20 protein-coding genes and 2 pseudogenes are annotated in these 26,142 nt (G+C 69.4%); 15 read left to right on the plus strand and 7 right to left on the minus strand.

Annotation, left to right across the window (positions count from 1 at the left end; translation table 11 throughout):
* The first annotated feature begins 40 nt into the window (after positions 1 to 40).
* The 9 genes and pseudogenes from BN971_RS10175 to BN971_RS10215 all read left to right on the plus strand — a co-directional run bounded on the left by BN971_RS10175 (position 41) and on the right by BN971_RS10215 (position 11,326).
* Positions 41 to 334, plus strand: a complete 294-nt coding sequence (locus BN971_RS10175) for a WXG100 family type VII secretion target (RefSeq protein ID WP_085179827.1) — start codon at positions 41 to 43, stop codon at positions 332 to 334.
* 89 nt (positions 335 to 423) lie between these two features.
* A complete protein-coding gene (locus tag BN971_RS10180; RefSeq protein WP_090350063.1) occupies positions 424 to 1,254 on the plus strand; it encodes an ESX secretion-associated protein EspG in 831 nt (276 codons plus the stop codon).
* Positions 1,255 to 1,372: 118 nt separating this feature from the next.
* Positions 1,373 to 2,398, plus strand: a complete 1,026-nt coding sequence (locus BN971_RS10185) for a MinD/ParA family ATP-binding protein (RefSeq protein ID WP_090350065.1) — start codon at positions 1,373 to 1,375, stop codon at positions 2,396 to 2,398.
* Positions 2,395 to 3,924 (plus strand): type VII secretion integral membrane protein EccD, encoded by a 1,530-nt coding sequence (gene eccD / locus BN971_RS10190; RefSeq protein WP_085179829.1) that lies wholly within the window; start codon positions 2,395 to 2,397, stop codon positions 3,922 to 3,924. The genes BN971_RS10185 and eccD overlap by 4 nt, the downstream gene beginning before the upstream one ends.
* A 65-nt stretch (positions 3,925 to 3,989) precedes the next feature.
* On the plus strand, positions 3,990 to 5,582 hold the full coding sequence (gene mycP / locus BN971_RS10195; protein ID WP_249262722.1) for a type VII secretion-associated serine protease mycosin: 1,593 nt from the start codon (positions 3,990 to 3,992) through the stop codon (positions 5,580 to 5,582).
* Positions 5,579 to 7,201, plus strand: coding sequence for a type VII secretion protein EccE (gene eccE, locus BN971_RS10200; protein WP_085183510.1), 1,623 nt, complete (start codon positions 5,579 to 5,581; stop codon positions 7,199 to 7,201). Before mycP ends, eccE begins: the two co-directional genes overlap by 4 nt.
* A 39-nt stretch (positions 7,202 to 7,240) precedes the next feature.
* Positions 7,241 to 9,091, plus strand: a complete 1,851-nt coding sequence (eccA, locus tag BN971_RS10205) for a type VII secretion AAA-ATPase EccA (protein ID WP_090350068.1) — start codon at positions 7,241 to 7,243, stop codon at positions 9,089 to 9,091.
* Between the two features lie 13 nt (positions 9,092 to 9,104).
* A pseudogene (locus BN971_RS10210) lies at positions 9,105 to 9,926 on the plus strand (serine/threonine-protein kinase); the annotation flags it as partial.
* A 167-nt stretch (positions 9,927 to 10,093) separates the two neighbouring features.
* Positions 10,094 to 11,326: a DUF7373 family lipoprotein gene (locus BN971_RS10215; RefSeq protein WP_085183507.1), complete on the plus strand. Its 1,233-nt coding sequence runs from the start codon at positions 10,094 to 10,096 to the stop codon at positions 11,324 to 11,326.
* A 22-nt stretch (positions 11,327 to 11,348) separates the two neighbouring features.
* Here the strand turns inward: BN971_RS10215 and BN971_RS25705 are convergent, their stop codons facing one another.
* Positions 11,349 to 11,879 carry a hypothetical protein gene (locus BN971_RS25705; RefSeq protein ID WP_249262733.1) on the minus strand — a complete coding sequence of 177 codons (531 nt, stop codon included), beginning with the start codon at positions 11,877 to 11,879 and terminating at the stop codon, positions 11,349 to 11,351.
* On the minus strand, positions 11,765 to 12,475 hold the full coding sequence (locus BN971_RS25710; protein WP_249262723.1) for an FHA domain-containing protein: 711 nt from the start codon (positions 12,473 to 12,475) through the stop codon (positions 11,765 to 11,767). Before BN971_RS25710 ends, BN971_RS25705 begins: the two co-directional genes overlap by 115 nt.
* 375 nt (positions 12,476 to 12,850) lie before the next feature.
* Between BN971_RS25710 and BN971_RS10225 the strand changes: the two genes are divergently transcribed.
* On the plus strand, positions 12,851 to 13,132 hold the full coding sequence (locus tag BN971_RS10225) for a WhiB family transcriptional regulator (protein WP_085183511.1): 282 nt from the start codon (positions 12,851 to 12,853) through the stop codon (positions 13,130 to 13,132).
* 123 nt (positions 13,133 to 13,255) lie between these two features.
* Here BN971_RS10225 and BN971_RS10230 read toward each other — a convergent pair whose 3' ends face one another.
* Together BN971_RS10230 and BN971_RS26630 are read right to left on the minus strand one after the other, a co-directional pair.
* On the minus strand, positions 13,256 to 13,744 hold the full coding sequence (locus BN971_RS10230; RefSeq protein ID WP_085183506.1) for a nitroreductase family deazaflavin-dependent oxidoreductase: 489 nt from the start codon (positions 13,742 to 13,744) through the stop codon (positions 13,256 to 13,258).
* Between the two features lie 10 nt (positions 13,745 to 13,754).
* Positions 13,755 to 14,152: pseudogene (locus BN971_RS26630) on the minus strand (Rossmann-fold NAD(P)-binding domain-containing protein); the annotation flags it as partial.
* 182 nt (positions 14,153 to 14,334) lie between these two features.
* Between BN971_RS26630 and sigI the strand changes: the two are divergent.
* On the plus strand, positions 14,335 to 15,213 hold the full coding sequence (gene sigI / locus BN971_RS10240) for an RNA polymerase sigma factor SigI (protein ID WP_090350069.1): 879 nt from the start codon (positions 14,335 to 14,337) through the stop codon (positions 15,211 to 15,213).
* On the opposite strand, the gene BN971_RS10245 is transcribed toward sigI, so the two are convergent.
* Positions 15,210 to 16,262: a MinD/ParA family ATP-binding protein gene (locus BN971_RS10245; RefSeq protein WP_090350071.1), complete on the minus strand. Its 1,053-nt coding sequence runs from the start codon at positions 16,260 to 16,262 to the stop codon at positions 15,210 to 15,212. The genes sigI and BN971_RS10245 overlap by 4 nt on opposite strands.
* A gap of 23 nt (positions 16,263 to 16,285) precedes the next feature.
* On the opposite strand from BN971_RS10245, the gene gltB reads away from it, so the two are divergent.
* A complete protein-coding gene (gene gltB, locus BN971_RS10250; protein WP_085178799.1) occupies positions 16,286 to 20,869 on the plus strand; it encodes a glutamate synthase large subunit in 4,584 nt (1,527 codons plus the stop codon).
* Entirely contained in the window at positions 20,862 to 22,316 is a 1,455-nt protein-coding gene (locus BN971_RS10255; RefSeq protein WP_085178798.1) for a glutamate synthase subunit beta, read from the plus strand. Before gltB ends, BN971_RS10255 begins: the two co-directional genes overlap by 8 nt.
* 377 nt (positions 22,317 to 22,693) lie before the next feature.
* Here the strand turns inward: BN971_RS10255 and BN971_RS10265 are convergent, their stop codons facing one another.
* Complete coding sequence (locus tag BN971_RS10265; RefSeq protein WP_085178797.1) at positions 22,694 to 23,545, minus strand: LLM class F420-dependent oxidoreductase; 852 nt, start codon at positions 23,543 to 23,545, stop codon at positions 22,694 to 22,696.
* 51 nt (positions 23,546 to 23,596) lie between these two features.
* Between BN971_RS10265 and BN971_RS10270 the strand changes: the two genes are divergently transcribed.
* Positions 23,597 to 24,037, plus strand: a complete 441-nt coding sequence (locus BN971_RS10270; protein WP_085178796.1) for a hypothetical protein — start codon at positions 23,597 to 23,599, stop codon at positions 24,035 to 24,037.
* A 16-nt stretch (positions 24,038 to 24,053) separates the two neighbouring features.
* Positions 24,054 to 25,064: a PHP domain-containing protein gene (locus BN971_RS10275; protein ID WP_085178795.1), complete on the plus strand. Its 1,011-nt coding sequence runs from the start codon at positions 24,054 to 24,056 to the stop codon at positions 25,062 to 25,064.
* Here BN971_RS10275 and BN971_RS26285 read toward each other — a convergent pair.
* Positions 25,012 to 26,034 (minus strand): PE family protein, encoded by a 1,023-nt coding sequence (locus BN971_RS26285; RefSeq protein WP_211704195.1) that lies wholly within the window; start codon positions 26,032 to 26,034, stop codon positions 25,012 to 25,014. The genes BN971_RS10275 and BN971_RS26285 overlap by 53 nt on opposite strands.
* Positions 26,035 to 26,142: the final 108 nt, after the last annotated feature.

Below are 26,142 nucleotides of genomic sequence, written 5' to 3' on the forward strand. Positions count from 1 at the left end.
CGCTCCCGCACATTCGCATCACTCTGAAAGGACTTCTCAAATGGCGGATTTCATTTCGTACGACCCCGCGGTGGTAAGCGATTTCGCCACCGATGTCGGTTCGCGCGCGGGCCAGCTGGAGGCACTGCACGGCGACACCGCGAACTTGACCAACGCGCTGCAGGAATTCTTTGCCGGCCAGGGCGCCATGGGATTTTTTGACGCCCAGCACCAAATGTTGTCGGGTCTGCAGGGCCTGGTCGACACGGTGCGCCAGCACGGGACAACCACCAGCCACGTGCTCGGCAACGCGATAGCCACGGATAAGGCCTCGCAGGGCCTGTTCTGGACCTGAAAAGCGTTGCGGCCCGGGGGTACTCACGTGCCCTCGAGGCCGGTGCGCGCGGGGCCCGGCCCTCGAACGGCAACTGAGGTGAAATCGCCGTGCTGACAACGACGATCGACGGGCTGTGGGTGTTGCAGGCGGTGACCGGGGTCGAGCAGACGTGCCCCGAGCTCGGCCTGCGGCCACTGCTGCCGCGGCTGGACACCCCGGAACGGGCACTGCAACACCCGGTTGCGGCCGAGCTGTACGCAGCCGGCGCGCTCGACGAGGCGGGCAACGCCGATCCAATGATCCGCGAGTGGCTCACCGTTCTGGTCCGGCGAGACCTGGGCCTCCTGGTCAACATGGGAGTGCCGGGCCGCGAGCCGACCCGGGCGTCCATCTGCCGATTCGCGAGCTGGTGGGTGGTCCTGGAGCGCCACGACGACCTGGTACGCCTGTATCCGATCGGCACGGCCGGTGACGAGACGGCGGCCGGTGAACTGGTTGTGGGCCAGATCGAGCGGCTGTGCGGGGTGGCGGAGGCGGCGCCGCTGCGACCGGTCACCCTCGACAGGGCGCAGTTGCTGGAGTCGGTGCGCGATGCGGCGAGTCTGCGGTCTTTCCTGCTGAGTCAGCGCCTCGACGCCGACCAGCTCCAGATGATCACCATGGCCGCTGATCCCGCGCGGTCCGCGCACGCGGCCATCGTGGCGCTGCAGGCCGGCGTCGGCCCCGAACGGACCGCACGCTTTGCCGTCGGCGATTCGACAGTGGCAATCGTCGACACCCCCGCCGGCCGGCTCTGCGTCGCGGAGGTCCTGTCGGGCCAGCGCCGTTACCAGGTCATCTCTCCCGGTTCCCGCAGCGACATCGCTGGGGCGGTGCAGCGACTCATCCGGCGACTCCCCGCCGGCAATGAGTGGTACTCGTATCGGCGGGGGGGCTGATCACGGCGCTCCTCAACTAACTGGCTAACCCAATCACGTGAATTAACAATGCCTTCCGCGTCTAAGGGCGAAGTAATCGGGTAAACGGCGGATCCCGGATCGTGTTAGCATCGCATTTGTGACGAGCCCTTGGAATGACCCGAATATGTCGGACGAAGGGGCGCTCGGACGGGGGGATCCGTCGGTGGGGCGCAACTTCCGAGATTCGGTATCCGAAACCATGCGGATTACCGATCTCGCGGCACCGCGGAAGATACCGCCGGGGTCGGGCTGGCGGAAATTCATCTATAGCGCGACATTCCGGAAAATTAATCTGGGTGAATCGCCACGCGAACGGCACTACCGCGATTTGCAGAACCGCATCAGGCGCCACATTCGCCGCCAGTATGTGATCACCGTCGTTTCCGGAAAGGGCGGGGTCGGGGTCACTGCAATGACCGCCTGCATCGGGGGAGTCTTCCGGGAATGCCGGCCGCAGAACGTCATTGCGATCGATGCCGTGCCCGGGTTCGGGACCCTGGCGGACCGCATCGACGAGTCGCCGCCCGGTGACTACAGCGCGATCATCAACGATACGGACGTGCAGGGGTACGCCGACATCCGCGAGCACCTGGGGCAGAACGCGGTCGGCCTCGACGTGCTGGCCGGAAACCGCACGTCAGACCAGCCCCGGCCGCTGGTTCCGGCAATGTTTTCCGGGGTATTGTCGCGGCTGCGGCGAACCCACACAGTCATGATCGTGGACACCTCCCCCGACCTTGAACACGAAGTGATGAAACCGGTTCTGGAGAACACCGACACCCTGGTGTTCGTCTCGGGAATCACGGCGGATCGTTCCAAGCCGGTCCTGCGGGCCGTGGACTATTTGCGCTCACAGGGCTACCACGAATTGGTTTCGCGCAGCACCGTGATCATCAACCACACCGACCACCTCACCGACAAAGACGCCCTGGCCTACCTGACCGAACGGTTCACCAAGGTCGGGGCAATCGTGGAGGTCATGCCGTTTGATCCGCACCTTGCTAAGGGCGGAATCATCGATACCGTGCACGAGCTGAACAAGAAGTCGCGGCTGCGGCTATTCGAAATCACCGCGGGCCTGGCCGACAAATACGTGCCCGATGCCGAGCGGGCGGTGCCGTGACAACGCCGCATAAGGTCGCCTTCCCGGCGCGTTGTGCGGTGAACATTTCCTACGAGAAGCACCTGTGCTCCCAAGTGTTCCCCGCGGAAATTCCGGTCGAGGGATTTTTCGAGGGAATGGTCGAGCTCTTCGACGCTGACCTCAAGCGCAAAGGCTTTGAAGGAGTGGCGCTTCCGGCGGGCAGCTATGAGTTGCACAAGATCAATGGTGTGCGACTCGATATCAACAAGAGCCTCGACGAGTTAGGCGTGCAGGACGGCGACACCCTGGTGCTGGTGCCCAGGGTGGCCGGTGAATCTTTCGAGCCCCAGTACGAGTCCCTGTCGACGGGCCTGGCCGCCATGGGCAAGTGGCTCGGCCGCGACGGCGGCGACCCGATGTTCGCACCGGTCACGCCGCTGACCGCGGCGCACACCGCGATCGCGATCGTCGCCATGGCGGCGGCCTCGGCGCTGGCCCTGACGCTACGGGCCCGAACCTTCACCGATGGCATCGTTCCCGCGGCCGTGGCCGGCGGGATCGCCGCGCTGCTGGTCATCGCGACATCGGTGGTCCGGTGGGGCTGGCGAGAGCGACGCGACATGTTCACCGGGTTCGCGTGGTTGGCCGTGCTCGCGCTGGCCGTCGCCGGCGCCTGCGCCCCCCCTGGGCGACTGGGCGCCCCCCACGCGTTGATTGGGCTGGTGCTGGTGATCCTGGGTGCCCTGGCCATCGGCGTGCTGACCCGGAAACGTTGGCAGACAACGGCCGCCACCGCCGTGATCACGGTATGCGGGATCCTGGCGGCCGTCGCCGCCGTCCGGATGTTTCGGCCCGCGTCGCCGCAGGTGCTGTCGATCTGCGTTTTGGTGCTACTGCTCGTGCTGGTCAGAATGACGCCGCTGATCGCGCTGTGGGTGGCCCGGGTGCGGCCCCCGCACTTCGGATCCATCACCGGACGTGACTTGTTCGCGCGACGCGAGGGGATGCCGGTGGACACGGTGTCGCCCGTGAGCGAGGACGAAACCGAAGACGAAGACAACGAACTGACCGACATCACCGCGCGTGGCGCTGCGATCGCCGCCTCGGCGCGCCTGGTTAACGCAGTGCAGGTCGGTGTCTGCGTTGGGGTCTCGCTTGTGCTGCCCGCGGCGGTGTGGGGGGTGCTGGCGCCGGGACGGCCCTGGGAGTGGTTGGCACAGTTGGTCGCCGGACTGGTGGTGGGCATATTCATCACGCAGGGCAGGGGGTTCGCCGCCAAATACCAGGCGGTTGCGCTGGTCTGCGGGGCGTCCGCGGCCGTGTGCGCGGGCGTGCTGAGGTACGCGCTGGCCGAGCCCAAGGACACCGTCGCCGCGTTGCTGTGGCCCGCGGTGGCGGTAGCCGGTTTCGCCGCACTGGGTTTGGCTGCAGCACTTTTGGTGCCCGCGATGCGGTTCAGGCCGTTCATCCGGCTGGCGGTCGAATGGGCCGAAGTGCTGGCGCTGATCGTCTTGCTGCCGGCGGCGGCGGCGCTGGGGGGACTCTTCACGTGGCTCCGGCACTGAGGTGGGCTCCGCGCCGCGCGGCGGCGCTGAGCGCCGCGATTGCCCTGGTCGCTTTGTCAGCCAATATGACTGCTGCGCAGGCGATTACGCCACCGGTGGTGGATCCCGCTCTGGTGCCGCCCGACGGGCCGCCGCGACCCGACCAGCCGATGCGCCGCGCCAACAGTTGCTCCACCCCGATCACCGTGAAGAATCCCGACGTCGCGCAGATGGCGCCGGGCTACAACCTGCTCAACATCGGCAATGCATGGCAATACAGCACCGGCAACGGCGTGGCGGTGGCAGTCATCGATACCGGCGTCTCGCCTAACCCGCGGCTGCCTGTGGTGCCCGGCGGGGACTACATCATGGGTGAGGACGGATTGTCGGACTGCGACGCCCACGGTACGGTGGTGAGCTCGATCATTGCCGCTGCGCCGCAAGGGATTGTGCCGATGCCGCGCCCGATGCCGCCGACGCCGGCGTTCCCACCCCCGGCCGCACCGCCGCCGGCGATAGCCGCACCGCCGCCGCCGGTTGAGGTTCCGCCACCGGCGGCGCCGCCCCCGCCCCCACCGCCGGTGACGATCACGCTCGTTCCACCGCCGCCCCCACCGCCACCACCCCCTCCGCCGGAGGGCGGGGGCGCGACTGCGGCATCCAACGGCCCGCCTGATCCGCAGACCGAGGACGAACCCGCCGTCCCACCGCCCCCGCCGGGCGCGCCGGACGGGGTGGTAGGGGTCGCTCCGCACGCGACCATCATCTCGATTCGGCAGTCGTCGCGCGCCTTCGAGCCGGTCAACCCGTCCCCGGCCGACCCCAACTCCGACGAAAAGGTCAAAGCGGGAACGATCAACACCGTGGCGCGCGCGGTGGTGCACGCCGCGAACATGGGCGCCAAAGTCATCAACATCTCGGTGACCGCCTGCCTGCCCGCGGTCGCACCCAATGACCAGCGGGCACTGGGCGCCGCGCTGTGGTACGCGGCCACGGTCAAGGACGCGGTCATCGTGGCGGCGGCCGGCAACGACGGGGAAGCCGGCTGCGACAACAACCCGATGTTCGACCCGCTGGACCCATCCGATCCGCGGGACTGGCACCAAGTCAAGACGATCTCCGCGCCGTCGTGGTTTTCGGACTATGTGTTGTCGGTCGGTGCCGTCGACGCCACCGGCGCCGCGCTCGACAAGAGCATGTCCGGTCCCTGGGTTGGCGTCGCGGCGCCCGGCACCCACATCATGGGACTCTCGCCGCAGGGGGGCGGCCCGGTGAACGCCTACCCGCCGTCGCGGCCTGGCGAAAAAAACATGCCGTTCTGGGGTACCAGCTTCTCAGCGGCCTACGTCAGTGGCGTTGCAGCCTTGGTACGGGCCAAGTTTCCCGACCTGAGCGCCCACCAGATCATCAATAGGATCATGCAGTCGGCGCACAATCCGCCGACGGGGGTGGACAACAAGGTTGGGTACGGACTGGTGGATCCGGTCGCCGCCCTGACCTTCAACATTCCGCCCGGGGACCGATTGCCACCCGGCGCGCACAGCCGCGTCATCACGCCCGCACCGCCGCCGCCGCCGCAGGATCACCGGGCGCGCAACATCGCCGTCGGCTTCGTCGGCGCGGTCGCCGCGGGCGTACTGGTGCTCACCGTGGCGGCGCGGCTGCGGAGGGCGCGATGAGGCCCCTGTTGACCGGCTTCGGTCCGGAGAGCAATCGGCGGGTGTTCGGGGTGTGCGTCGTCTTCCTGCTCGGCCTGGCCGGTTGGGCCCTGGCGGGTTATGTCGGCGCGGCGATCGCCGCGGCACTGGGCGCTTTCGTGGTGTTCGTCCGATGGTGGGGACAGCCGGCGTGGTCGTGGGCCGTGCTGTGGCGTAGGGGGCGACGCCCGATCAGCTGGGATGCACCGATCACGGTGGCCAACAACCGATCCGGCGGGGGCGTGCGGGTGCAAGACGGCACCGCGGTGGTCGCAGTGCAACTGCTCGGACGCGCGCACCAACCCACCAGGGTGACCGGCTCGGTGACCGTCGAGACCGACAACGTCATCGACGTCGCCGAACTGGTGCCGATGCTACGACAAGCCCTGGGCCTGCGGCTGGAGTCGATCAGCGTGGTCACCGTCGGATCGCGGCACGGCACTGTGGGGGACTATCCGCGCGTGTACGACTCGGAGATCGGCACCCCGCCGTATGCCGGCCGGCGCGAAACGTGGCTGATCATGCGGCTACCCATGCTCGACAACAATCAAGCCTTGCGCTGGCGGACAACCGTTGGCGCCGCTGCGGTTTCGGTGGCGCAGCGGATCGCGGGCCTGCTGCGTTGCCAAGGGCTGCGGGCGAAGGTGGCCACCGCCACCGACCTGCTCGAACTCGACCGCCGGCTCGGATCGGATGCGGTGGGCGGAGACGCGCAGCGCTGGAAGGCCGTTCGCGGGGAATCCGGCTGGATGACGACGTATGCCTACCCCGCTGCCGCGATCAACTCCCGAGTGCTGGCCCAGGCGTGGACGTTGCGCGCCGACGAGGTCATCCAGAACGTCACTGTGTACTCCGATGCCACCTGCACCGCGACAGTGACCGTACGCACCCCCACCCCGGCGCCCACCCCGCCGGCGGTCATCCTGCACCGGCTCAACGGCGAACAGGCCGCCGCGGCCGCGGCGAACATGTGCGGTCCACGGCCACACCTGCGGGGTCTGCGGCGCTCCCCCCTGCCGGAGCAGCTGCTCACCGAGATCGGCCCGTCGGGTGTCTTGATCGGCAAGCTGAGCAACGGGGATCGCCTGATGGTTCCCGTCACCGATGCCGGCGAACTCTCGCGCGTCTTCGTCGCGGCCGACGACCCGATCGCCAAACGGATCGTGATACGCATGGCCGGTGCCGGCGAGCGGGTCTGCGTCCACACCCGTGATCCGGCACGCTGGGCCAGCGTGCGCATGCCGGAGATCAGCGTCGTCAGCACCCCACGTCCGGCGCCGCGCACCACTGTCAGCGTCGTCGAGTTCGTCGCGCGGCACCGGCGGCATGCCGAGAGCGCGGCGGACTTCGGCGGCGTCGACGCCGGAGACATCGCGATCTCGCCCACGCCGCGACCCGCCACCGTGGTCACCGTCGCCCCGGCCGGGACTATCCTTTCCGCGCCGCAGCGGCACAACTTCGAGGTGACGATCGAGCAGATCGGGCCCGCGACGGTGAACCTTCATGCCGGGGGCCAAGATTGGGTAGTCGTGATGGATCTGTTCCGGGCCGAGAACCGCTACGTCAGCCTGGATCCGGTCAGCATGTCGATCGCCAACTAGGACGTTTGCGAGGCCGAGATTTGATCAGCACACCGAGCAATGACACGGGCCATGGCTGACTTGCACAGCGCTCGAAGGCATTTCGACCGAGGCATGACGGTCATGGGCCGTGACGGCCGGGCGGCGGCGTTGCCGGAGTTCACCGCCGCCACCGACGCCGACCCGACGATGGCCGACGCCTGGCTCGGGCGCATCGCCTGCGGCGACAACTCCCTCAGCTCACTCAAGCGGCTGCACGCCACCAGCGAATGGCTGCACCGGGAGACGACACGGATCGGCACCACGCTCGCCGCCCAGATCCAGCTCGGCCCCTACATCGGCATCACGGTGACCGACGCGTCGCAGGTCGGTCTGGCGCTGGCGTCGGCGCTGACCATTGCCGGGGAGTACTCCGAAGCCGATCGGTTGCTCGCGGACCCGGATCTGCTCGATTCGTGGGCCAGCCACCAATGGCACCAGCTGGCCCGGGCCTTCCTGATGTTCACCACACAACGCTGGCCCGACGTGTTGCTGACGGCCGCCGAGGAGTTACCACCGCAGGCGATCATCATGTCGGCGGTCACGGCGTCGATCTGCGCACTCGCCGCCTACGCCGCCGCCCATCTCGGGCAGGGCCGGGTTGCCCTGGACTGGCTGGATCGGGTGGACGTGATCGGGCACAGCACGTCGTCGAGCCGGTTCGGCGCCGACGTGTTGACCGCAGCGATCGGCCCCGCCGACATCCCGCTGCTGGTTGCTGATCTGGCGTACGTGCGCGGCATGGTGCACCGGCAGCTCGGCGAGGAGGACAAGGCCCAGATCTGGTTGTCCCGCGCCACCATTAACGGCGTCCTGACCCAGCCGGCCAAGGAAGCCCTCGCCGACCCGCACCTGCAACTGGTGGTGACCGACGAGCACACCATCGAAAGCCGGACCGATCGCTGGGACGCCTCGACCGCCAAGACGCGCGAGGAACTCGAGGACGACGACGCCGCTGAACGCCGCGCGGAACTGCTGGCCGAGGGCCGCGCGCTGCTCGCCAAACAGGTGGGCCTGGCGGCGGTCAAGCAGGCGGTGTCGGCACTCGAGGACCAACTCGAGGTGCGGATGATGCGCCTGGAACACGGTCTGCCGGTCGAGGGACAGACCAATCACATGCTGCTGGTGGGACCACCGGGTACCGGCAAGACCACAACGGCGGAAGCGCTGGGCAAAATCTATGCCGGTATGGGGATCGTGCGGAATCCCGAGATCCGCGAGGTGCGGCGGTCGGACTTCTGCGGCCACTACATTGGCGAATCCGGCCCCAAGACCAACCAGCTGATCGAAAAGTCGCTGGGCAGAATCATTTTCATGGATGAGTTCTACTCGCTGGTCGAGCGCCACCAGGACGGGACGCCGGACATGATCGGGATGGAGGCGGTCAACCAGCTACTGGTCGCGTTGGAGGTGCACCGCTTCGACTTCTGCTTCATCGGCGCCGGGTACGAGGATCAGGTCGACGAATTCCTCACGGTGAACCCGGGTTTGGCCGGGCGGTTCAACCGCAAGCTGCGCTTCGAGTCGTATTCGCCGGACGAGATCGTCGAGATCGGGCGACGCTATGCCGCGCCGCGTGCCAGCCTCCTCGACGACGCCGCGCGGGAGACGTTTCTCGACGCGGCCACCACCATTCGCAACTACACCACGCCCGGCGGGCAGCACGGCATCGACGCCATGCAGAACGGCCGGTTCGCCCGCAACGTCATCGAACGGGCAGAAGGGTTTCGCGACACCCGGGTGGTCGCCCAGAAACGCGCGGGCCAACCCGTCACCGTCGATGATCTGCAGATCATCACCGCGCCCGATATCCAGGCCGCGGTGCGCAGCGTGTGCTCGGATAACCGCGATATGTCCGCCATCGTCTGGTAGGGCGTCGTAGGTTATGGGGATGCTGACGACCGGCTCGGTGGTCGGCGGTTACCGAATCGAGCGCGTGCTCGGCACGGGGGGCATGGGCGCGGTGTATCTGGCCGCAGACCCCGCCTTGCCGCGCCAGATCGCCCTCAAGGTGTTGTCCGCCGAACTGTCCCGCGACCCCGACTTCCGGGCGCGCTTCGTCCGCGAGGCCGACACCGCGGCCGCGCTGGAGCATCCCCACATCGTGTCCGTCTACAACCGGGGCCAGACCGAGGACGGCCAGCTGTGGATCGCCATGCAGTTCGTCGACGGCACCGACGCGGACGCGGCCCTGCGCGAGGGCACCATGAGCCCGGCGCGCGCGGTGCACATCATCGCCGAGGTCGCCAAGGCCATCGACTTCGCCCACGCCCACGCCGTCGTGCACCGCGACGTCAAACCCGCCAACTTCCTGCTCTCCGGGCCCGTCGGGCCGGCCGAGCGAGTCCTGTTGGGAGACTTCGGGATTGCCCGCGCACTCGACGACGCCGGCCTGACCGCCACCGGGTCGGTGATGGCCACCGTCGCCTACGCCGCCCCCGAGGTGCTGTCCAACGCGCCCATCGACGGCCGCGCCGACATCTACTCCCTGGGCTGCACCCTGTATCGCCTGCTGACCGGGAAGACCCCGTTCCCCGCCACCAACGGGGCGGCGGCGGTGATGATGGGCCACCTGTTCAGCCCGCCGCCGCGGGTCACCGACGCGGTGCCGTCGTTGCCCGGCGGGCTCGACCGGGTGATCGCCATCGCCATGGCCAAGGACCCGGCCGCCCGCTTTCCCTCGGCGGGCGCGCTCGCCGACGCGGCGGGGCTGACCCGCATCACCATCACCTCCGTCACGGTCACCGGCGACACCGCCACCGTCGCCATGACCTCACAGAACGAGGCCGTGGGAACTCGCGCGGTGACCATGCCGCTCAAACTCGAAGACGGCTGGAAAGTCTGCCAACTGTAGGCCGCTGGAGGAAAGACCAAGTGCTGCGTTCCAAATCGTGGACGTTCGCCGCGCTGGCCGTTGTCATGGCGGGCTGCGGGCACACGACGGCCGGCGAGGCGCACCCCGTTCCCCAACCTCCGTCGACGTCGGTGAACACCGCGCTGCTCGACCCGGGCCAATACCCGACCACCCCGTCGCCGCCCCTCGGCGCGGCGGGATCCACGGAGGCGGGACGCCGGGTCGAGGGCCGCCGCATGGCCGCCTACGTCACCGGTCCCTGGCAGGCCGACGCCGGCCTGGTGGACCCCGAATCCAACAGCCCGGCCACGGTGATCGAAAACTTCGATCAGTTCGCCCGGGTGGTGTGGACGCCGATCGCCGGCGGCGCCTACGCCCTGCCGTTCGTGGTCGGGTTCATGTCCGAACGCCAGGCGCGAGGCCCCGAGCCCAGGATGTCGCTGCGCAATGCCGTGCTGCGCTTCGCCGACGCCACCACCGCCACCACCGCCGCCCAGGGCATGCACGCCCGCGCGATGGCGATGCCGCGGGAGCCCACCGCCACGCCCATCGTCACCGAGCCGGAGCGCGCGGTCCCGATCCCCGGGCATCCCGACGCCGCCGCGTCCCTGCTGACCTTCCAGGAGGGCGCGCAGACCGAGCGCGAACTCACCGCGCTCACCGCGCACGGGCCCTACGTCCTGGTGCAGGTCGTGCGCTGCGCCACCGGCACCGACTGCCAAGCCCCGCTGGTCGCCCGCACGCTCGACCTCCAGATTCCGCTCATCGACACCTTCGCGCCCACCCCCGCCGACCAATTCGCCGCTCTGCCAGCCGATCCCACCGGCTTGGTCGCGCGCACCCTGCCGCTTCCCCCGGACCAGGCCACCTCCACGGACGGCGCGGCCTACCCGCCGGCGGGCGCCCTGCACCTGGAAGACGACCCCGTTGCGGTCGGGCCGGCGCTCACCGCGGCCGGCGTCGACGACGTCGCCGCCAACCGGACCACCGTCTACCAGGCCAAGGACCCCGGCGCCGCCCAGAGCCTGGCCCAGGCCTACAGCGACATGGCCGCCAAGACCGCCGGCGCGCAGGCCGCCGCCCCGGTTCCGGGCCTCGCCGGCAGCCACTGCACACGCGTCGCCGGCGCCAACGGCCTGGTGCCGCGTTACTGGTGCCTGGCCGCCGCGGACCGCTACGCCATCAAAACCGTTGCGCGCCAACTCGACAGCGCACAGCAGCAGATGGCCGCCCAATACCGCATGCTGACCTGACGGGCCCGGCCGGCCCCAGCCGTCAGCTGATCTGACGGATCAGGGCTTCGATGGCCGTGGTGACGTCGTCCGGCAACGCTTCTCCCACCTCGGCGCGAACGATCACGTCCTCCGGCAGGCCGGCCGCCTGCGCGGTCTCGGACGTCGAAAGGTTCGCGCGATGGCGGGCCGCGTACAAGCGCTGCCCAAGCGGGGCACCGGGTGCGGACGCCCCGAGCATCATCAGTTCGTCATGATGGCGTCGGACCGCGCCCAGCGCCTTGATCAGCTCCGGGGTTATCCGGCTGATGCGGGTCGCCCGCACGGCGATCGCCTCCAGCTGGCGCAGGTCGGCCAGGATGGGCGCCGCCCGCCTGATGAACTCGGGGTCGTCGACCGCCGGCAAGGCGGCGATGGCCAGGCTGCAGCCGTCCACGGCGGCGACGACGGCCTGGGCGATCAGCGTCGCGGGGCCCTCGGAGATCGCGGCATCGGGTGCCCGCGTGCCCGCGGATGGGGGAGCGGACGCCGCGGCGGCGGCCGCCGGATCCGCGCGATGGTTCCGGCGGGCCACTGGAGCACCTCCTCCAGCTTCGCGCGGGTGCGTTGCCGCGGCCAGCTGCGGCCTTTCTCGAACGCGATGAGCGCGCCCGCATTGATGATTCCCTCGGCGGCGAGGCTGCGCTGGCTGATGTCCAGTTCCCGCCGCCGCGCCGCGGCGGCGCGCCCGGCGCGAACCATGCCGGGATCGGGCTCTCCGTTGTGCGGTTCGGTTTCGTGGTCGTCAGGGCCGTCCGCTGACGGCTTGGCGACTTCGAAGGTCAACGCCTTGCCGGCGGTGGGGTCGCCGAACCGCACGACGGTCCTGTCGGTCACGGTCACCGAGGACTTGCGCAGTCCGTCGACGAACATCCCGTCGGGGCTGTTGTCGACGATCCGCCATTGGCCGCCGGTGGGTTCCGCGCGCAGGTGCGCCTCGGATATGTGCGGCGCGTCGATCTGCACGCCGGCTTGCGGCTCCCGCCCGATCGTGACCGCGCCGCGTTCGGCGTCGATCGAATGTGACGTCTCGCCGGTGTGCACGAGCAGCGGCGGCTGGGCGGTCGACTCGGCCCTTGTCATCTCGGTGTTTCCCCCCTCGGTCGTGGTGCGCACGGAAAGACGTGGCACACCCTTGAAAGGGATTCTAACCGTTGCACCCGCCCATCCTATCGCTTCGCTACGGTTGGTGATGACGTTATTGGCCGCGCATCGGCGCGCCGCGGCCGCGAGCGCAACCGAGCCTTCGCAACGGTTTGGTGGTGCGGCGCGCTCCGGAGTATCCGACGACCCATGATTCCATCTGATCTGGCTCTATGTGCCTCGCTCGCCATCTCCCGCGGGGAGCTGCGCCGGGAAATCCTCGTGATGATAGAGCGCTTACCGAAGCGTTGAAACCGTTCCGGCGCGGGCCTCCAAGCGTAAACCGTTGCATTGGCACGGTTGGTGCTATACGCTACCCACCAGTAGCACGAAGAACTGCGACGCTTTGTGGAGGAACGCGACATGACCGCAACGGCCCTGTACAACATCCCGCTGGGCGTCTGCACGCAGGATCCCGATCGATGGACGACGTCCCCCGACGAGGAGGCCAAGGCGATGTGCCGGGCCTGCCCGCGACGGTGGCAGTGCGCGCGTGACGCCGTCGAGTCGGCGGGTGCGGAGGGGTTGTGGGCAGGCGTCGTCATCCCCGAAGCCGGGCGCGGACGCACCTTTGCCCTCGGCCAACTGAAATCTCTGGCCGAACGCAACGGTTACCCGGTGCGTCAGACGGCCAAGTCGGCCTGACCCGCCACCGGGCCGCCGCTTCGAGGGGTCTGCGGCCCGGGCGGGCATGAGCCGGACCCGCTGCGCCGCTTCGCTCTGCAGTCGAGCGGACGGCGGCTTCGGCCAACTTGGCAGCGCGGGAGATCATTCGATCTCTCGCGCTGTTTCGTCTCCGCCCCCCCGTTCAGCGGCGGGACCGGGCTCGAACCGGAAGACGGCGAGCCGGCCCGCCAGCGCCTCGAATTCGTCGGGCGTGCCCTCGCACACCATGCCGGAGCGCTTCGCGAACGCCACACCGACCGGCACCTCCCGGGGAAAGGCCCGCAGCACCGGGCGTGCCTCCTCGGCGGTCAGTTCGACGATCCGGACCGGCCGCGACCGCCGTCCCCGGCTCAGCGTGCCGGTGCCGGCCGCCCGGGCGTTCGCCGCCCAGTCGGCGCCCGGGTAACCGGCGACGACGTAGAGGCCGCCCTGGAATTCGAAGGGCGTCATGGGCGTGCTGCGCGGCCGGCCGGACTTGCGCCCCGGCACGGTCAGCACCATCGCGGGTCCGGTCGGGATCCCGAGCCGTTGCACGGCCATCATCAATTTGTTCATCGGCTTGAGGCAGCGCGGCGGGCGGGGTTCGGACACGGCGGCTCTCCTAGGTGCTCGCGGTGAACAGGTCGCGGTGCTCGGCGACCCACTGGCCGAACGGGACGGCGGGACGGCCGAGGATCTTCTCCACGTCGTGGGTGCCGCGGGCGCGCCCTTCGAGCGCCTGGCGCAGCATCGCGAGACAGGCGTCGGCGAATTCGGTGGTGAAACCCAGGCCGACGAACCCCTGGCGCGCCATGTCGTCCGGTATCTCGCGATACCGCAGCGGTCGATCCAGCACGGCCGCGATGACCTCGACGAGCCCGGCGTTGCTCAACGACGGCGGCCGGTCAGGGGAATCCGCTGCGCCACAAGGTCTTCGGTGAGCAGCGCGACCGGCCACCACGTCTCCGGCCCGGATCTGGGCGGCCACATGCCGGCGAAGTTCGACCGCCCGGACGTGGGCTCCCGCGGCGGCGCGTTCGGCGAACAGGGGGCGCCCGACGTCGCCGGTGGCGCCGGTTACGAGGATCGTCATGGTGTCTCCTTCGGCGAGTTCTGCGACCGCTATCAAGGACGGCACCGAAGGTGGGAAAGTTACAGCCGTAAATGCGTAACTTTTCGCGGCACCGGATCGTCGAAGGTTCATGGATCACTCGCAGTCACCGCCCGACCGCGTCGGCGAGGCCTGGCGCCGCCACCACGCGTACCTGGTCAACCTCGCCTATCAGATGCTGGGCGATGTCGGGCACGCCGAAGACGTTGCGCAGGAAGCCTTTCTGCGGCTGTCCCGAGCCGATGTCGGCGACATCGACGACGTCCGGGGATGGTTGACCGTGGTGGCCAGCCGGCTGTGCCTGGATCACCTGGGCTCGGCCCGCGCCCGCTACGAGAGGCCGGGCGACATCGGCGAGCGGGCCGCCCCGCAGCGGCTCGACCCGGCCGACCGGGTCACGCTGGACGGCGAGATCCGCACCGCGCTGCTCGAGGTGTTGCGCAGGCTGAGCCCCGGTGAACGCGTGGCTTTCGTGCTGCACGACGTGTTCGGGGTCCCCTTCGACGGGATCGCCCGCATTGTGGGCCGCCCGGCCGGCACCTGCCGGCAGCTGGCCCGGCGTGCGCGGACGAAATGCACTGCCGCGCAACCCAAGTTGACCGACGTGACGTCGGCCGAGCACCAGCTGGTCACCGAGAAATTCACCACCGCCTGCGCCAACGGCGACATCGCCGGACTGACCGCGGTGCTCGACCCGACGGTGTGGGGCGTGGGTACGGTCCTCGCCGACCCCCCGCCCCCGCCGCAGGTCAACCACGGACCGCACGCGGTGGCGACCAACCTGCTGCGCTACCTGGGCCCGGACGTGACCCTGGTGAGCGGTCCCGCCGGACGGGTTCTGGCGTTCGCCGACCGGCGGCTGTTCGCCGCGATCACGCTGACGATCCGCGGCGGCCTGGTGGCCAAGATCGAGGCGGTCGCCGACCCCGTGGCCCGCGCCGGCCTGACCCCGGCGGTCGAACCCGACTAGCGCCCTTCGCCTCTCGGCCGGCGCTCGCGGGTGCGGTCCGGGCGCGCCGCGAAGTACCGGGCGACGATTGCGGTCGCCTGCAGGAACTTTCGCCGCGTCGCCGGGGCCATCTCCCGGCGGACGTCGATGACACCGCCGGGCCGCAGATGGGGATCGAACGGCACCTCGACGACGGGCTGGCCGTGGTCGATGAACTCCCGGGCCAGCAGGCTCCTGGTGCGTTTGTCGGCGTGCCCGTCGGAGTCGTTGAGCACCACGATGGTGTTCTGCAACAGTGTCGTCAGGCCCTGGTCGGCCAGCCACTCCATCGTGCGCGCGGCGGCCGACGCGCCGTCGGCCCACGGCGAGGAAACCACGATCAGCGCGTCGAGGTCACGCAGCACCTCCTGGGTGACCGGCGCGTCCATCGTCGAGCCGCAGTCGATGACCGAGATGGTGAAATGCCGGTCGAGCCGCAGGGCCGCCTCCCGGTAGATCGCGGAATCGAGCACGCGGCGCGGGCCGGACGCCGGTTCGCCGCCCAGCACGTACAGGCCGGCGGAATTGCGACCCAGCCGCCCGACCACGTCCCCGAACGACCGCAGGTTCTTGTCGGCGGTGAGCTCCCAGAACGAGGCGGTCGACGCCGGGTCGATCCGGCTGCTCAACCGCCCGAAGGCCGTGTCGGCGTCGATCGCCACGACGTGGTCCTGCCTGCGCAACTCCGCGAACAGCGAGCCGACGGTCGCGGCCACCGACGTCTTGCCGACGCCGCCCTTGCCCAGCACACCGACCTTGTAGTTGCCGTGCAGGGCGGTCCGGATGACCGCCACGTCCTCCGCCTCCTGCCGCTGGGTCGCCGACGGGCCGAGTTTGACCAGGCCGAAGGTGGCCAGCCACACCCAGCGTCGCCAGCCGCGCTCCGGGGGAGGTTCGGCCGCGAAGGCGGGCGCCGGCGCGGGCGGGCCGTCGGTCCGGGGGACCGGTGGCGCGGCGGAGCGCGGCGGGGTCGAGCCCGCTGCTTGGGCGCGGCCCCGTCGGGGCCGCTCGTAACGGCTGGCGGAGAACATCCTGTGTGAAGGGTCAGGTGCATATGACGCCCAAGCGCGTCGGGTTATACAACCCCGCGTTCGAGCACGACTCGTGCGGCGTTGCCATGGTCGTCGACATGCACGGCCGACGCAGCCGCGACATCGTGGACAAGGCGATTACCGCGCTGCTCAACCTCGAACACCGCGGCGCCCAGGGCGCCGAGCCGCGCAGCGGTGACGGCGCGGGCATCCTGATCCAGGTCCCGGACGCGTTCCTGCGCGAAGTCGTCGAGTTCGACCTGCCCGAGCAGGGCAGCTACGCCACCGGCATCGCATTCCTGCCGCAGTCGTCGAAGGATGCGGCCGCCGCGTGCGCGGCGGTGGAGAAGATCGCCGAGGCCGAGGGTCTGCAGGTGCTGGGCTGGCGCAACGTGCCCACCGATGACTCCTCGCTGGGCGCGCTGTCCCGCGACGCCATGCCGACCTTCCGACAGGTGTTCCTGGCCGGGGCCTCCGGCATGGCGCTGGAGCGGCGCTGCTACATCGTACGCAAGCGTGCGGAGCACGAGCTGGGGACCAAGGGCCCGGGCCAGGACGGGCCCGGCCGCGAAACCGTGTACTTCCCAAGCCTGTCCGGTCAGACCCTGGTCTACAAGGGCATGCTGACCACGCCGCAGCTCAAGGCGTTCTACCTGGACCTGCAAGACGACCGGATGACCAGCGCGCTGGGCATCGTGCATTCGCGGTTCTCCACCAACACCTTCCCGTCGTGGCCGCTGGCGCATCCGTTCCGACGGGTGGCGCACAACGGTGAGATCAACACCGTTACGGGCAACGAGAATTGGATGCGGGCGCGCGAGGCGTTGATCAAGACCGACGTGTTCGGCTCGGAAGCCGACGTCGAGAAGCTGTTCCCGATCTGCACGCCCGGTGCGTCGGACACCGCGCGCTTCGACGAGGTGCTCGAACTGCTGCACCTGGGCGGCCGCAGCCTGGCGCACGCCGTGCTGATGATGATCCCCGAGGCCTGGGAGCGCAACGACGCGATGGACCCGGCCCGGCGGGCTTTCTACCAGTACCACGCCTCGTTGATGGAACCGTGGGACGGCCCGGCGTCCATCACCTTCACCGACGGCACCATCGTGGGCGCCGTCCTCGACCGAAACGGCTTGCGCCCCTCGCGAATCTGGGTCACCGACGACGGCCTGGTGGTGATGGCCTCGGAGGCCGGCGTGTTGGACCTCGACCCGGCCACGGTGGTCCGTCGGATGCGGCTGCAGCCCGGCCGGATGTTCCTGGTCGACACCACGCAGGGCCGCATCGTGGCCGACGAGGAGATCAAGGCCGAGCTGGCCGCCGAACATCCGTATCAGGAGTGGCTCGACAAGGGTCTGGTTCCGCTCGACAAGCTCCCGCAGGGCGACTACTCGCGGATGCCGCACGAGCGACTGGTCAAGCGGCAGTTGACCTTTGGCTACACCTACGAGGAGCTCAACCTGCTGGTGGCCCCGATGGTGCGCACCGGTGCCGAGCCGATCGGGTCGATGGGCACCGACACCCCCGTCGCCGTGCTCTCGGAGCGGCCGCGGATGCTCTACGACTACTTCCAGCAGCTCTTCGCGCAGGTGACCAACCCGCCGCTGGACGCCATCCGCGAGGAGGTGGTGACCAGCCTGCAGGGCACCACCGGCGGCGAGTCCGATTTGCTCACCCCGGGCGAGAACTCGTGTCACCAGATCATGCTGCCGCAGCCGATCCTGCGGAACCACGAGCTTGCCAAGCTGGTCAACCTCAACCCCGACGACGAGGTCGACGGGCGCCCACACGGCATGCGCTCCAAGGTGATTCGCTGCCTGTACCCGGTGGCCGAGGGCGGCGCCGGGCTGGCCGCCGCGCTGGAGGACGTCCGCGCCGCGGCCTCGGCCGCGATCGCCGACGGCGCCCGGGTCATCATCCTGTCCGACCGCAACTCCGACGAGACGATGGCCCCCATCCCGTCGCTGCTGGCCGTCGCGGGGGTGCACCACCACCTGGTGCGGGACCGCACGCGCACCCAGGTCGGGCTGGTGGTCGAAACCGGCGACGCCCGCGAGGTGCACCACATGGCGGCGCTGGTCGGCTTCGGGGCGGCGGCGATCAACCCCTACCTGGTCTTCGAATCGATCGAGGACATGCTCGACCGCGGCTTCTTCGACGGCCTGGACCGCAACACGGCGCTCAACAACTACGTCAAGGCCGCCGGCAAGGGCGTGCTCAAAGTCATGTCCAAGATGGGCATCTCGACGGTGGCCTCCTACACCGGTGCGCAGCTGTTCCAGGCCGTCGGCATCTCCGAGGAGGTGCTCGACGAGTACTTCACCGGGCTGAGCTGCCCCATCGGCGGGATCACGCTGGAGGACATCGCCGCCGACGTCGCCACCCGCCACGGGGTGGCCTACCTGGACCGCCGGGACGAGCGCGCGCACCGCGAGCTCGAGGTGGGCGGGGAATACCAGTGGCGCCGCGAAGGCGAGTACCACCTGTTCAACCCGGAGACCGTCTTCAAGCTCCAGCACTCGACCCGCACCGGCCAGTACACCATCTTCAAGGACTACACGCGCCTGGTCGACGACCAGAGCGAACGGATGGCGTCGCTGCGCGGGCTGCTCAAGTTCCGCGGCGGCGTCCGCCCCCCGGTACCGCTGGACGAGGTGGAGCCCGCGAGCGAGATCGTGAAGCGCTTCTCCACCGGGGCGATGAGCTACGGTTCGATCTCCGCTGAAGCGCACGAGACGCTCGCCATCGCGATGAACCGGCTGGGAGCCCGCTCCAACAGCGGTGAGGGCGGCGAGGACGTCAAGCGTTTCGAGCGCGACCCGAACGGGGATTGGCGCCGCAGTGCGATCAAGCAGGTGGCCTCCGCCAGGTTCGGGGTGACCTCGCACTACCTGACCAACTGCACCGACATCCAGATCAAGATGGCGCAGGGCGCGAAACCCGGTGAGGGAGGACAACTTCCGGGACACAAGGTCTACCCGTGGGTCGCATCGGTCCGGCACTCCACGCCAGGTGTGGGCCTGATCTCGCCCCCGCCGCACCACGACATCTACTCCATCGAGGACCTGGCGCAACTGATCCACGACCTGAAGAACGCCAACCCCGCCGCGCGGGTGCACGTCAAGCTCGTCTCCGAGAACGGCGTCGGCACCGTGGCCGCGGGGGTGTCCAAGGCGCACGCCGACGTGGTGTTGATCTCCGGCCACGACGGCGGAACGGGCGCCACCCCGCTGACCTCCATGAAGCACGCCGGGGCGCCGTGGGAGCTGGGCCTGGCCGAGACGCAGCAGACGTTGTTGCTCAACGGGTTACGGGACCGGATCGTGGTGCAGGTGGACGGCCAGCTGAAGACCGGCCGCGACGTGATGATCGCCGCGCTGCTGGGCGCCGAGGAGTTCGGCTTCGCGACCGCCCCGCTGGTGGTGGCCGGCTGCATCATGATGCGGGTCTGCCACCTGGACACCTGCCCGGTCGGGGTGGCCACGCAGAACCCGCTGCTGCGCGAGCGGTTCACGGGCAAGCCCGAGTTCATCGAGAACTTCTTCATGTTCATTGCCGAAGAGGTCCGCGAATACATGGCGCAGTTGGGTTTCCGCACCCTCAACGAGGCCGTCGGCCAGGTGGCGTCGCTGGACACCACGCTGGCGCGGGCGCACTGGAAGGCGCACAAGCTGGACCTGGCTCCGGTGCTGCACGAGCCGGAGTCGGCGTTCATGAACCAGGACCTGTACTGCAGCTCGCGGCAGGATCACGGGCTGGATAAGGCGCTGGACCAGCAGCTGATCGTGATGAGCCGCGAGGCGCTGGATTCCGGCAAGCCGGTGCGGTTCTCCACCACCATCAGCAACGTCAACCGCACGGTGGGCACCATGCTGGGCCACGAGCTGACGAAAGCCTATGGCGGGCAGGGTCTGCCGGACGGAACGATCGACATCACCTTCGAAGGGTCGGCGGGCAACAGCTTCGGCGCCTTCGTCCCGCGCGGGATCACCCTGCGGGTCTACGGCGACGCCAACGACTACGTCGGCAAGGGCCTGTCCGGGGGCCGGATCGTTGTTCGGCCGTCGGACAACGTCCCGCCGGACTACGTCGCCGAGGACAACATCATCGGCGGCAACGTGATCCTGTTCGGCGCCACCAGCGGGGAGACGTTCCTGCGCGGTGTGGTCGGCGAACGCTTCGCCGTCCGCAACTCCGGCGCCCACGCGGTGGTCGAGGGCGTCGGCGACCATGGCTGCGAGTACATGACCGGCGGCAAGGTGGTCATCCTCGGCCGCACGGGCCGTAACTTCGCCGCCGGCATGTCCGGCGGCGTCGCGTACGTCTACGACCCCAGCGGCGAACTGCCGCAGAACCTCAACACCGAAATGGTAGAACTCGAGACCCTCGATGACGACGACGCCGAGTGGTTGTTCGGCATGATCCAGTCCCACGTCGATGCCACGGATTCGCCGGTGGGCCAACGCATTCTGGCCGACTGGCGCGGGCAGCTGCGGCACTTCGCCAAGGTGATGCCGCGGGATTACAAGCGGGTCCTGCAGGCGATCGCCGAGGCGGAACGCGACGGCGTGGACGTGGACAAGGCGATCATGGCGGCCGCGCATGGCTGATCAGACCGGCTTCCTCAAATACACCCACCGGGAGCTGCCGAAGCGGCGGCCCGTCCCGCTGCGGTTGCGCGACTGGAACGAGGTCTACGAAGACTTCGACGAGGAGACCCTGCGCCAGCAGGCCACCCGCTGCATGGACTGCGGGATCCCGTTCTGCCACAACGGTTGTCCACTGGGCAACCTGATCCCGGAATGGAATGACCTGGTGCGCAGGGGGCGCTGGCGCGATGCGATCGAGCGCCTGCACGCCACCAACAACTTCCCGGACTTCACCGGCCGGTTGTGTCCGGCGCCGTGCGAGCCGGCCTGTGTGCTCGGGATCAACCAGGACCCGGTGACGATCAAGCAGGTCGAGCTGGAGATCATCGACCACGCCTTCGACCAGGGCCTGGTGGTGCCGCTACCCCCGGACAAGCTGACCGGAAAGACCGTCGCGGTGGTGGGTTCCGGGCCGGCCGGCCTGGCCGCCGCGCAGCAGCTGACCCGCGCCGGTCACAGCGTGACCGTGTTCGAGCGGGCCGACCGCATCGGCGGGCTGCTGCGCTACGGCATCCCGGAATTCAAGATGGAAAAGCGGGTGCTCGACCGGCGCCTGGAGCAGATGCGGGCCGAGGGCACCGAATTCCGCACCGGCGTGAACGTCGGGGTCGACATCACCGCCGACCGGCTGCGCGAAGACTTCGACGCGGTCGTGCTGGCCGGCGGCGCCACCGCGTGGCGCGACCTGCCGATCCCGGGTCGCGACCTGGACGGCATCCACCAGGCGATGGAGTTCCTGCCGTGGGGCAACCGGCAGGCGCTGGGCGAGCTGGACGGGCCGCCGCCGCTGAACGCCGAGGGCAAGAAGGTGGTCATCATCGGCGGCGGCGACACCGGGGCCGACTGCCTGGGCACCGTGCACCGCCAGGGCGCGGTGTCCGTGCACCAGTTCGAGATCATGCCGCGCCCGCCGGAGACGCGCGCGCCGTCGACCCCGTGGCCGACCTACCCGCTGATGTATCGCGTCTCGTCGGCGCACGAAGAGGGCGGCGAGCGGGTCTTCTCGGTGAACACCGAGGAGTTCGTCGGCAAGGACGGCCACGTGACGGCGCTCAGGGCGCACGAGGTCGAGATGCAGGACGGCAAGTTCGTCAAGGTCGAGGGTTCGGAGTTCGAGCTGGAGGCCGACCTGGTGCTTTTGGCGATGGGCTTCGTCGGCCCGGAGCCCGAAGGCCTGCTGACCGACCTCGGGGTCAAGCTGACCGACCGGGGCAACGTCGCCCGCGGCGCCGACTTCGACGCGTCGGTGCCCGGCGTCTTCGTCGCCGGCGACATAGGCCGGGGCCAGTCGCTGATCGTCTGGGCGATAGCTGAGGGCCGGGCCGCGGCGGCGGCCGTGGACCGGTACCTGATGGGCGCCACCGCCCTGCCGGCGCCGGTCAAGCCCACCGCCGCACCCCTCCAATAGTCACACCAGTCACACCAGAAACACGCCGGTGCGCGCGCGGCGAGTCTGCGATAGTTTGCCGAACCGCGGGTGTCTAATGGACCGCTGTGGGCTTCACGCCACAGAGGCCCCGGCTGAGTAGAACGTCGCAGGAGTGGTCACTTTGCATATGAATCCATTACCTCGATCGCGGGTGGGGCGAAAGGCCTGGTCATGGTTCCGCCATCCGGTAAAGAGCCGCGAGTTTCCCGCCAAGCACGAACGCCTGATCACCGCCGAGGAGTTGCTGCTGTTCGGGGTGTAGGCGCCCGGTTCGGCCGGTTGGGGGTTCATCAAACGGTCCGCTTGAGTTTGCCGGCGCGGATCCGAGCGAATTAACCGCTGGAAGTTCCGGCGGGTTAGCCGTGGTACAGGCCGGAATCCACGATCGCGTTCGCCAACGGTTCCAGGACGGCGGGGTCGTGGGGCGGGGCGATGTAGACGATGCCCAGGTCCAAGCCCTCGGCGGCCAACCCGGTGGCGGTCTCGATGACCTGGTCGTAGTTGCGGTCCGGGCCGAGGCCGAGGTGGGCCGACAGGGTGATCTCCTTCGGGTCGCGCCCGATGTCCGCGCACCGTGCGGCGAGCACGTCGCGCTTGCGGGCGAACTCCTCGGGGGTGCCGCCGGCGAAGTTCCAGTGCTGGGCGTACCGCGCGGTGATCGGCAGCGTCCGTTTCTCCCCGCTGCCGCCGATGCAGATCGGCGGGTGCGGCCGCTGCGGACCCTTGGGCTCGTTGCGGGCCCCCTTGAGCTGGTAGTACTGGCCGTCGAAGTCCGTGGTCTCCCGGCTGAGCAGGCTGATCAGCACCTGGCACGCCTCCTCGAACCGGTCGAATCGTTCCCGGATGCTGCCGAGCTCGATGCCGTAGGCGCCCGACTCCTCCTCGTTCCAGCCCGCGCCGATCCCGAGCTCGAGCCGGCCGCCGGAAATGATGTCGAGCGCCGCGGCCATGTTGGCCAGCACGGCCGGGTGGCGGTAGTGGATCCCGGTGACCAGCGTGCCCAGCCGCAACCGATTGGTGGCCTGGGCCAGGGCGGTGAGCGTCGTCCAACCCTCCAGGCAGGGCCCGCTGCTGTCGGAAAAGATCGGATAGAAATGGTCGAACGTCCAGCCGGACTCGTACACGTCGATGTCGTCGGCGGCTTGCCAGACGGCGAGCATGTCCGGCCAGGTCGTGTTCTGGGGGGAAGTCTTGAAGGCGAATCGCATGGAACCGACGTTAGCCGAACATTATTAAGCGCAACTAAACTCGGACGGGCGATGACTTCCTCCTGCGGCGCGCTCGGGCTCGACACCAAGCTGACCCTGCTGGCGGCCGGGCTCATCTTCCTGCTCGCGCTTGCCCTCGGTGTGTGGAAGTACCGGCAGATCCTGGCCGCCGACGACCACCGCGCGCACCCCTACGTCGACATCGCACATCGGGCGGCGTTGCTCTACGCGTTCGCGACCCTGCTGATCGCCGTCTTCGTCGGGCTCAGCGCCTGGCCGGTCTGGATCAACCTGACCGCGGCGGCCGTCGTCGTCTTCTTCTTCCTGGCCGCGATCCTGAGTTACGTGGTCCACGGGGCCCGCCGCGACACCGTCAACCAGTTCGACCACCCGGATCGCGGCACCGCGGTGGGGATGGCCCTGCTCATCGCCGGCGAGATCGGCGGGTTCGGGGTGATCCTCGCCGGCTTCGTCGCCGGGCAGCTGCTGTGATCGGCAGACTGGAGCCATGGATCCGGTAGCGGCGCTTCGGCAGATCGCCTACTACAAGGACCGCAGCCGCCACGACCCCCGGCGCGTGATGGCCTACCGCAACGCCGCCGACATCATCGAGGGCCTCGACGACGCCACCCGGGACCGGCACGGCCAGGCCAACAGCTGGCAGTCACTGCCGGGCATCGGGCCCAAGACCGCCAAGGTGATCGACCAGGCGTGGTCGGGTCGCGAGCCGGACCTGCTGGCCGAATTGCGTTCGGCCGCGGAGGATCTCGGCGGTGGCGACATCCGGTCCGCGCTGCGCGGGGACCTGCACCTGCATTCGAACTGGTCGGACGGGTCGGCACCGATCGACGAGATGATGGCCACCGCGGCCACGCTCGGCCACGAGTACTGTGCGCTGACCGACCACTCGCCGCGGCTGACGATCGCCCATGGCCTGTCTCCCGAGCGGCTGCGCAGCCAGCTCGATGTCATCGACGGGCTGCGCGAGCGGTTCGCGCCGATGCGCATCCTCACCGGGATAGAGGTCGACATCCTCGAGGACGGCAGCCTGGACCAGGAACCCGACCTCTTGGAGCGCCTCGACGTGGTGGTCGCCAGCGTGCATTCGAAGCTGTCCATGGATGCGGCGGCGATGACGCGGCGCATGGTGCGCGCGGTCTCCAACCCGCACGCCGACGTGCTCGGCCACTGCACCGGGCGGCTGGTGTCCGGCAACCGCGGCATCCGGCCGGAGTCGAAGTTCGACGCCGAGGCCGTGTTCACCGCCTGCCGCGAGCACGGCACCGCCGTGGAGATCAACTCGCGTCCCGAGCGCCGCGACCCGCCGACGCGCCTGCTGAACCTGGCGCTGGAGATCGGCTGCGTGTTCAGCATCGACACCGACGCGCACGCCCCGGGCCAGCTCGATTTTCTCGGCTACGGCGCCCAGCGTGCCGTGGACGCCGGTGTTCCCGCCGACCGGATCGTCAACACCTGGCCGGTTGAGAAGCTGCTGGAGTGGACGGCGTCGGGCGGTTAGGTGAGGCCGCGCTGTCGGTCAGCGCCCCGCCGCCGGAGCCGACGACACCGCTGCTGCCCCCGTTCCCCCCGAACTGACCGACGCGACCACCCGCGCCTCCGGTCCCGCCGGTTCCCCCCGTGCCCCGCGTTGCGCCGCCGCCGCTGCCGACCTGGCCGCCCGTACCGCCGCCACGCCCCTCGCCTGCAATGCCCCCGACCGCGCCGGCTTTCGCGGCGGCGCCGCCCCTGATACCCCCGTGGCCGGAGCCGCCATTGCCGCGATGACCGCACACCCGGCCGGCGCCGGTGCCGGCAGCCCCCGTGCTGTTGGTGCCGACCGCCCCGGAGCACCCGAGGCTGCCCGAGGCGCCGACGCGGGCGAGGCCGTTCAGCGAGACAAGTGGCGGGTTGACGCGTCCGGCTTCGGCGTCGGTGCCTTGTCCTCCCGGCCCGAGCGCGCCGGCCCTGCCGGTCCCCCCGGACGCGCCGGACCGGCCCGCGCCGTTCGAGGCAGGAGTGCCGGCCCCAGCCGCACCGCCGGCTTGGCCCTCCGCGAACTGGCCCCATAAGCCGGCGGACCCTCCGGCGCCGCCCGACTGCCCTTGTCCGCCCGATCCACTATCGCCGCCGTCGCCGATCACCGAGGCGCCATCGCCGGCGTGCGCGGCGCCGGTGGCCCCGCCCCCGGCCGTCAAAGTATTGGCACCGGCCGCCTCCGCCGCCGCATACAGCCCTGCTCCCGACGCCAACGTCTGCGCGAATTCCTCGTGGAACTGCGTCATCTGCGCGGTGAGCGCTTGATACTCCTGGCCGTAGCCGCTGAGCACCTGGGAGACCGCCGTCGACACGCCGTCCTCGGCGGCGGCCGCCACCGAGGTGGTGGAGGGCGCCGCGACCGCATTGGCCGACCTGATGTTCGCGCTGATACCAGTCAGGTCAGACGAAGCTTTGGTGACTGTCTCAGGGGACACCTGTACGGATGACGACAACTGCGGCTCCTTTACCACAGGCAATGGCCCCGAGCGTGCAGGGGTAGCCGAGAATTTACGCGTGTTCCGTAAATTTCGGAAGTGGTGTCTGGGGCCAATGTGACGATT

It is taken from the genome of Mycobacterium bohemicum DSM 44277, from assembly GCF_001053185.1.
GTDB classification, from domain to species: domain Bacteria; phylum Actinomycetota; class Actinomycetes; order Mycobacteriales; family Mycobacteriaceae; genus Mycobacterium; species Mycobacterium bohemicum.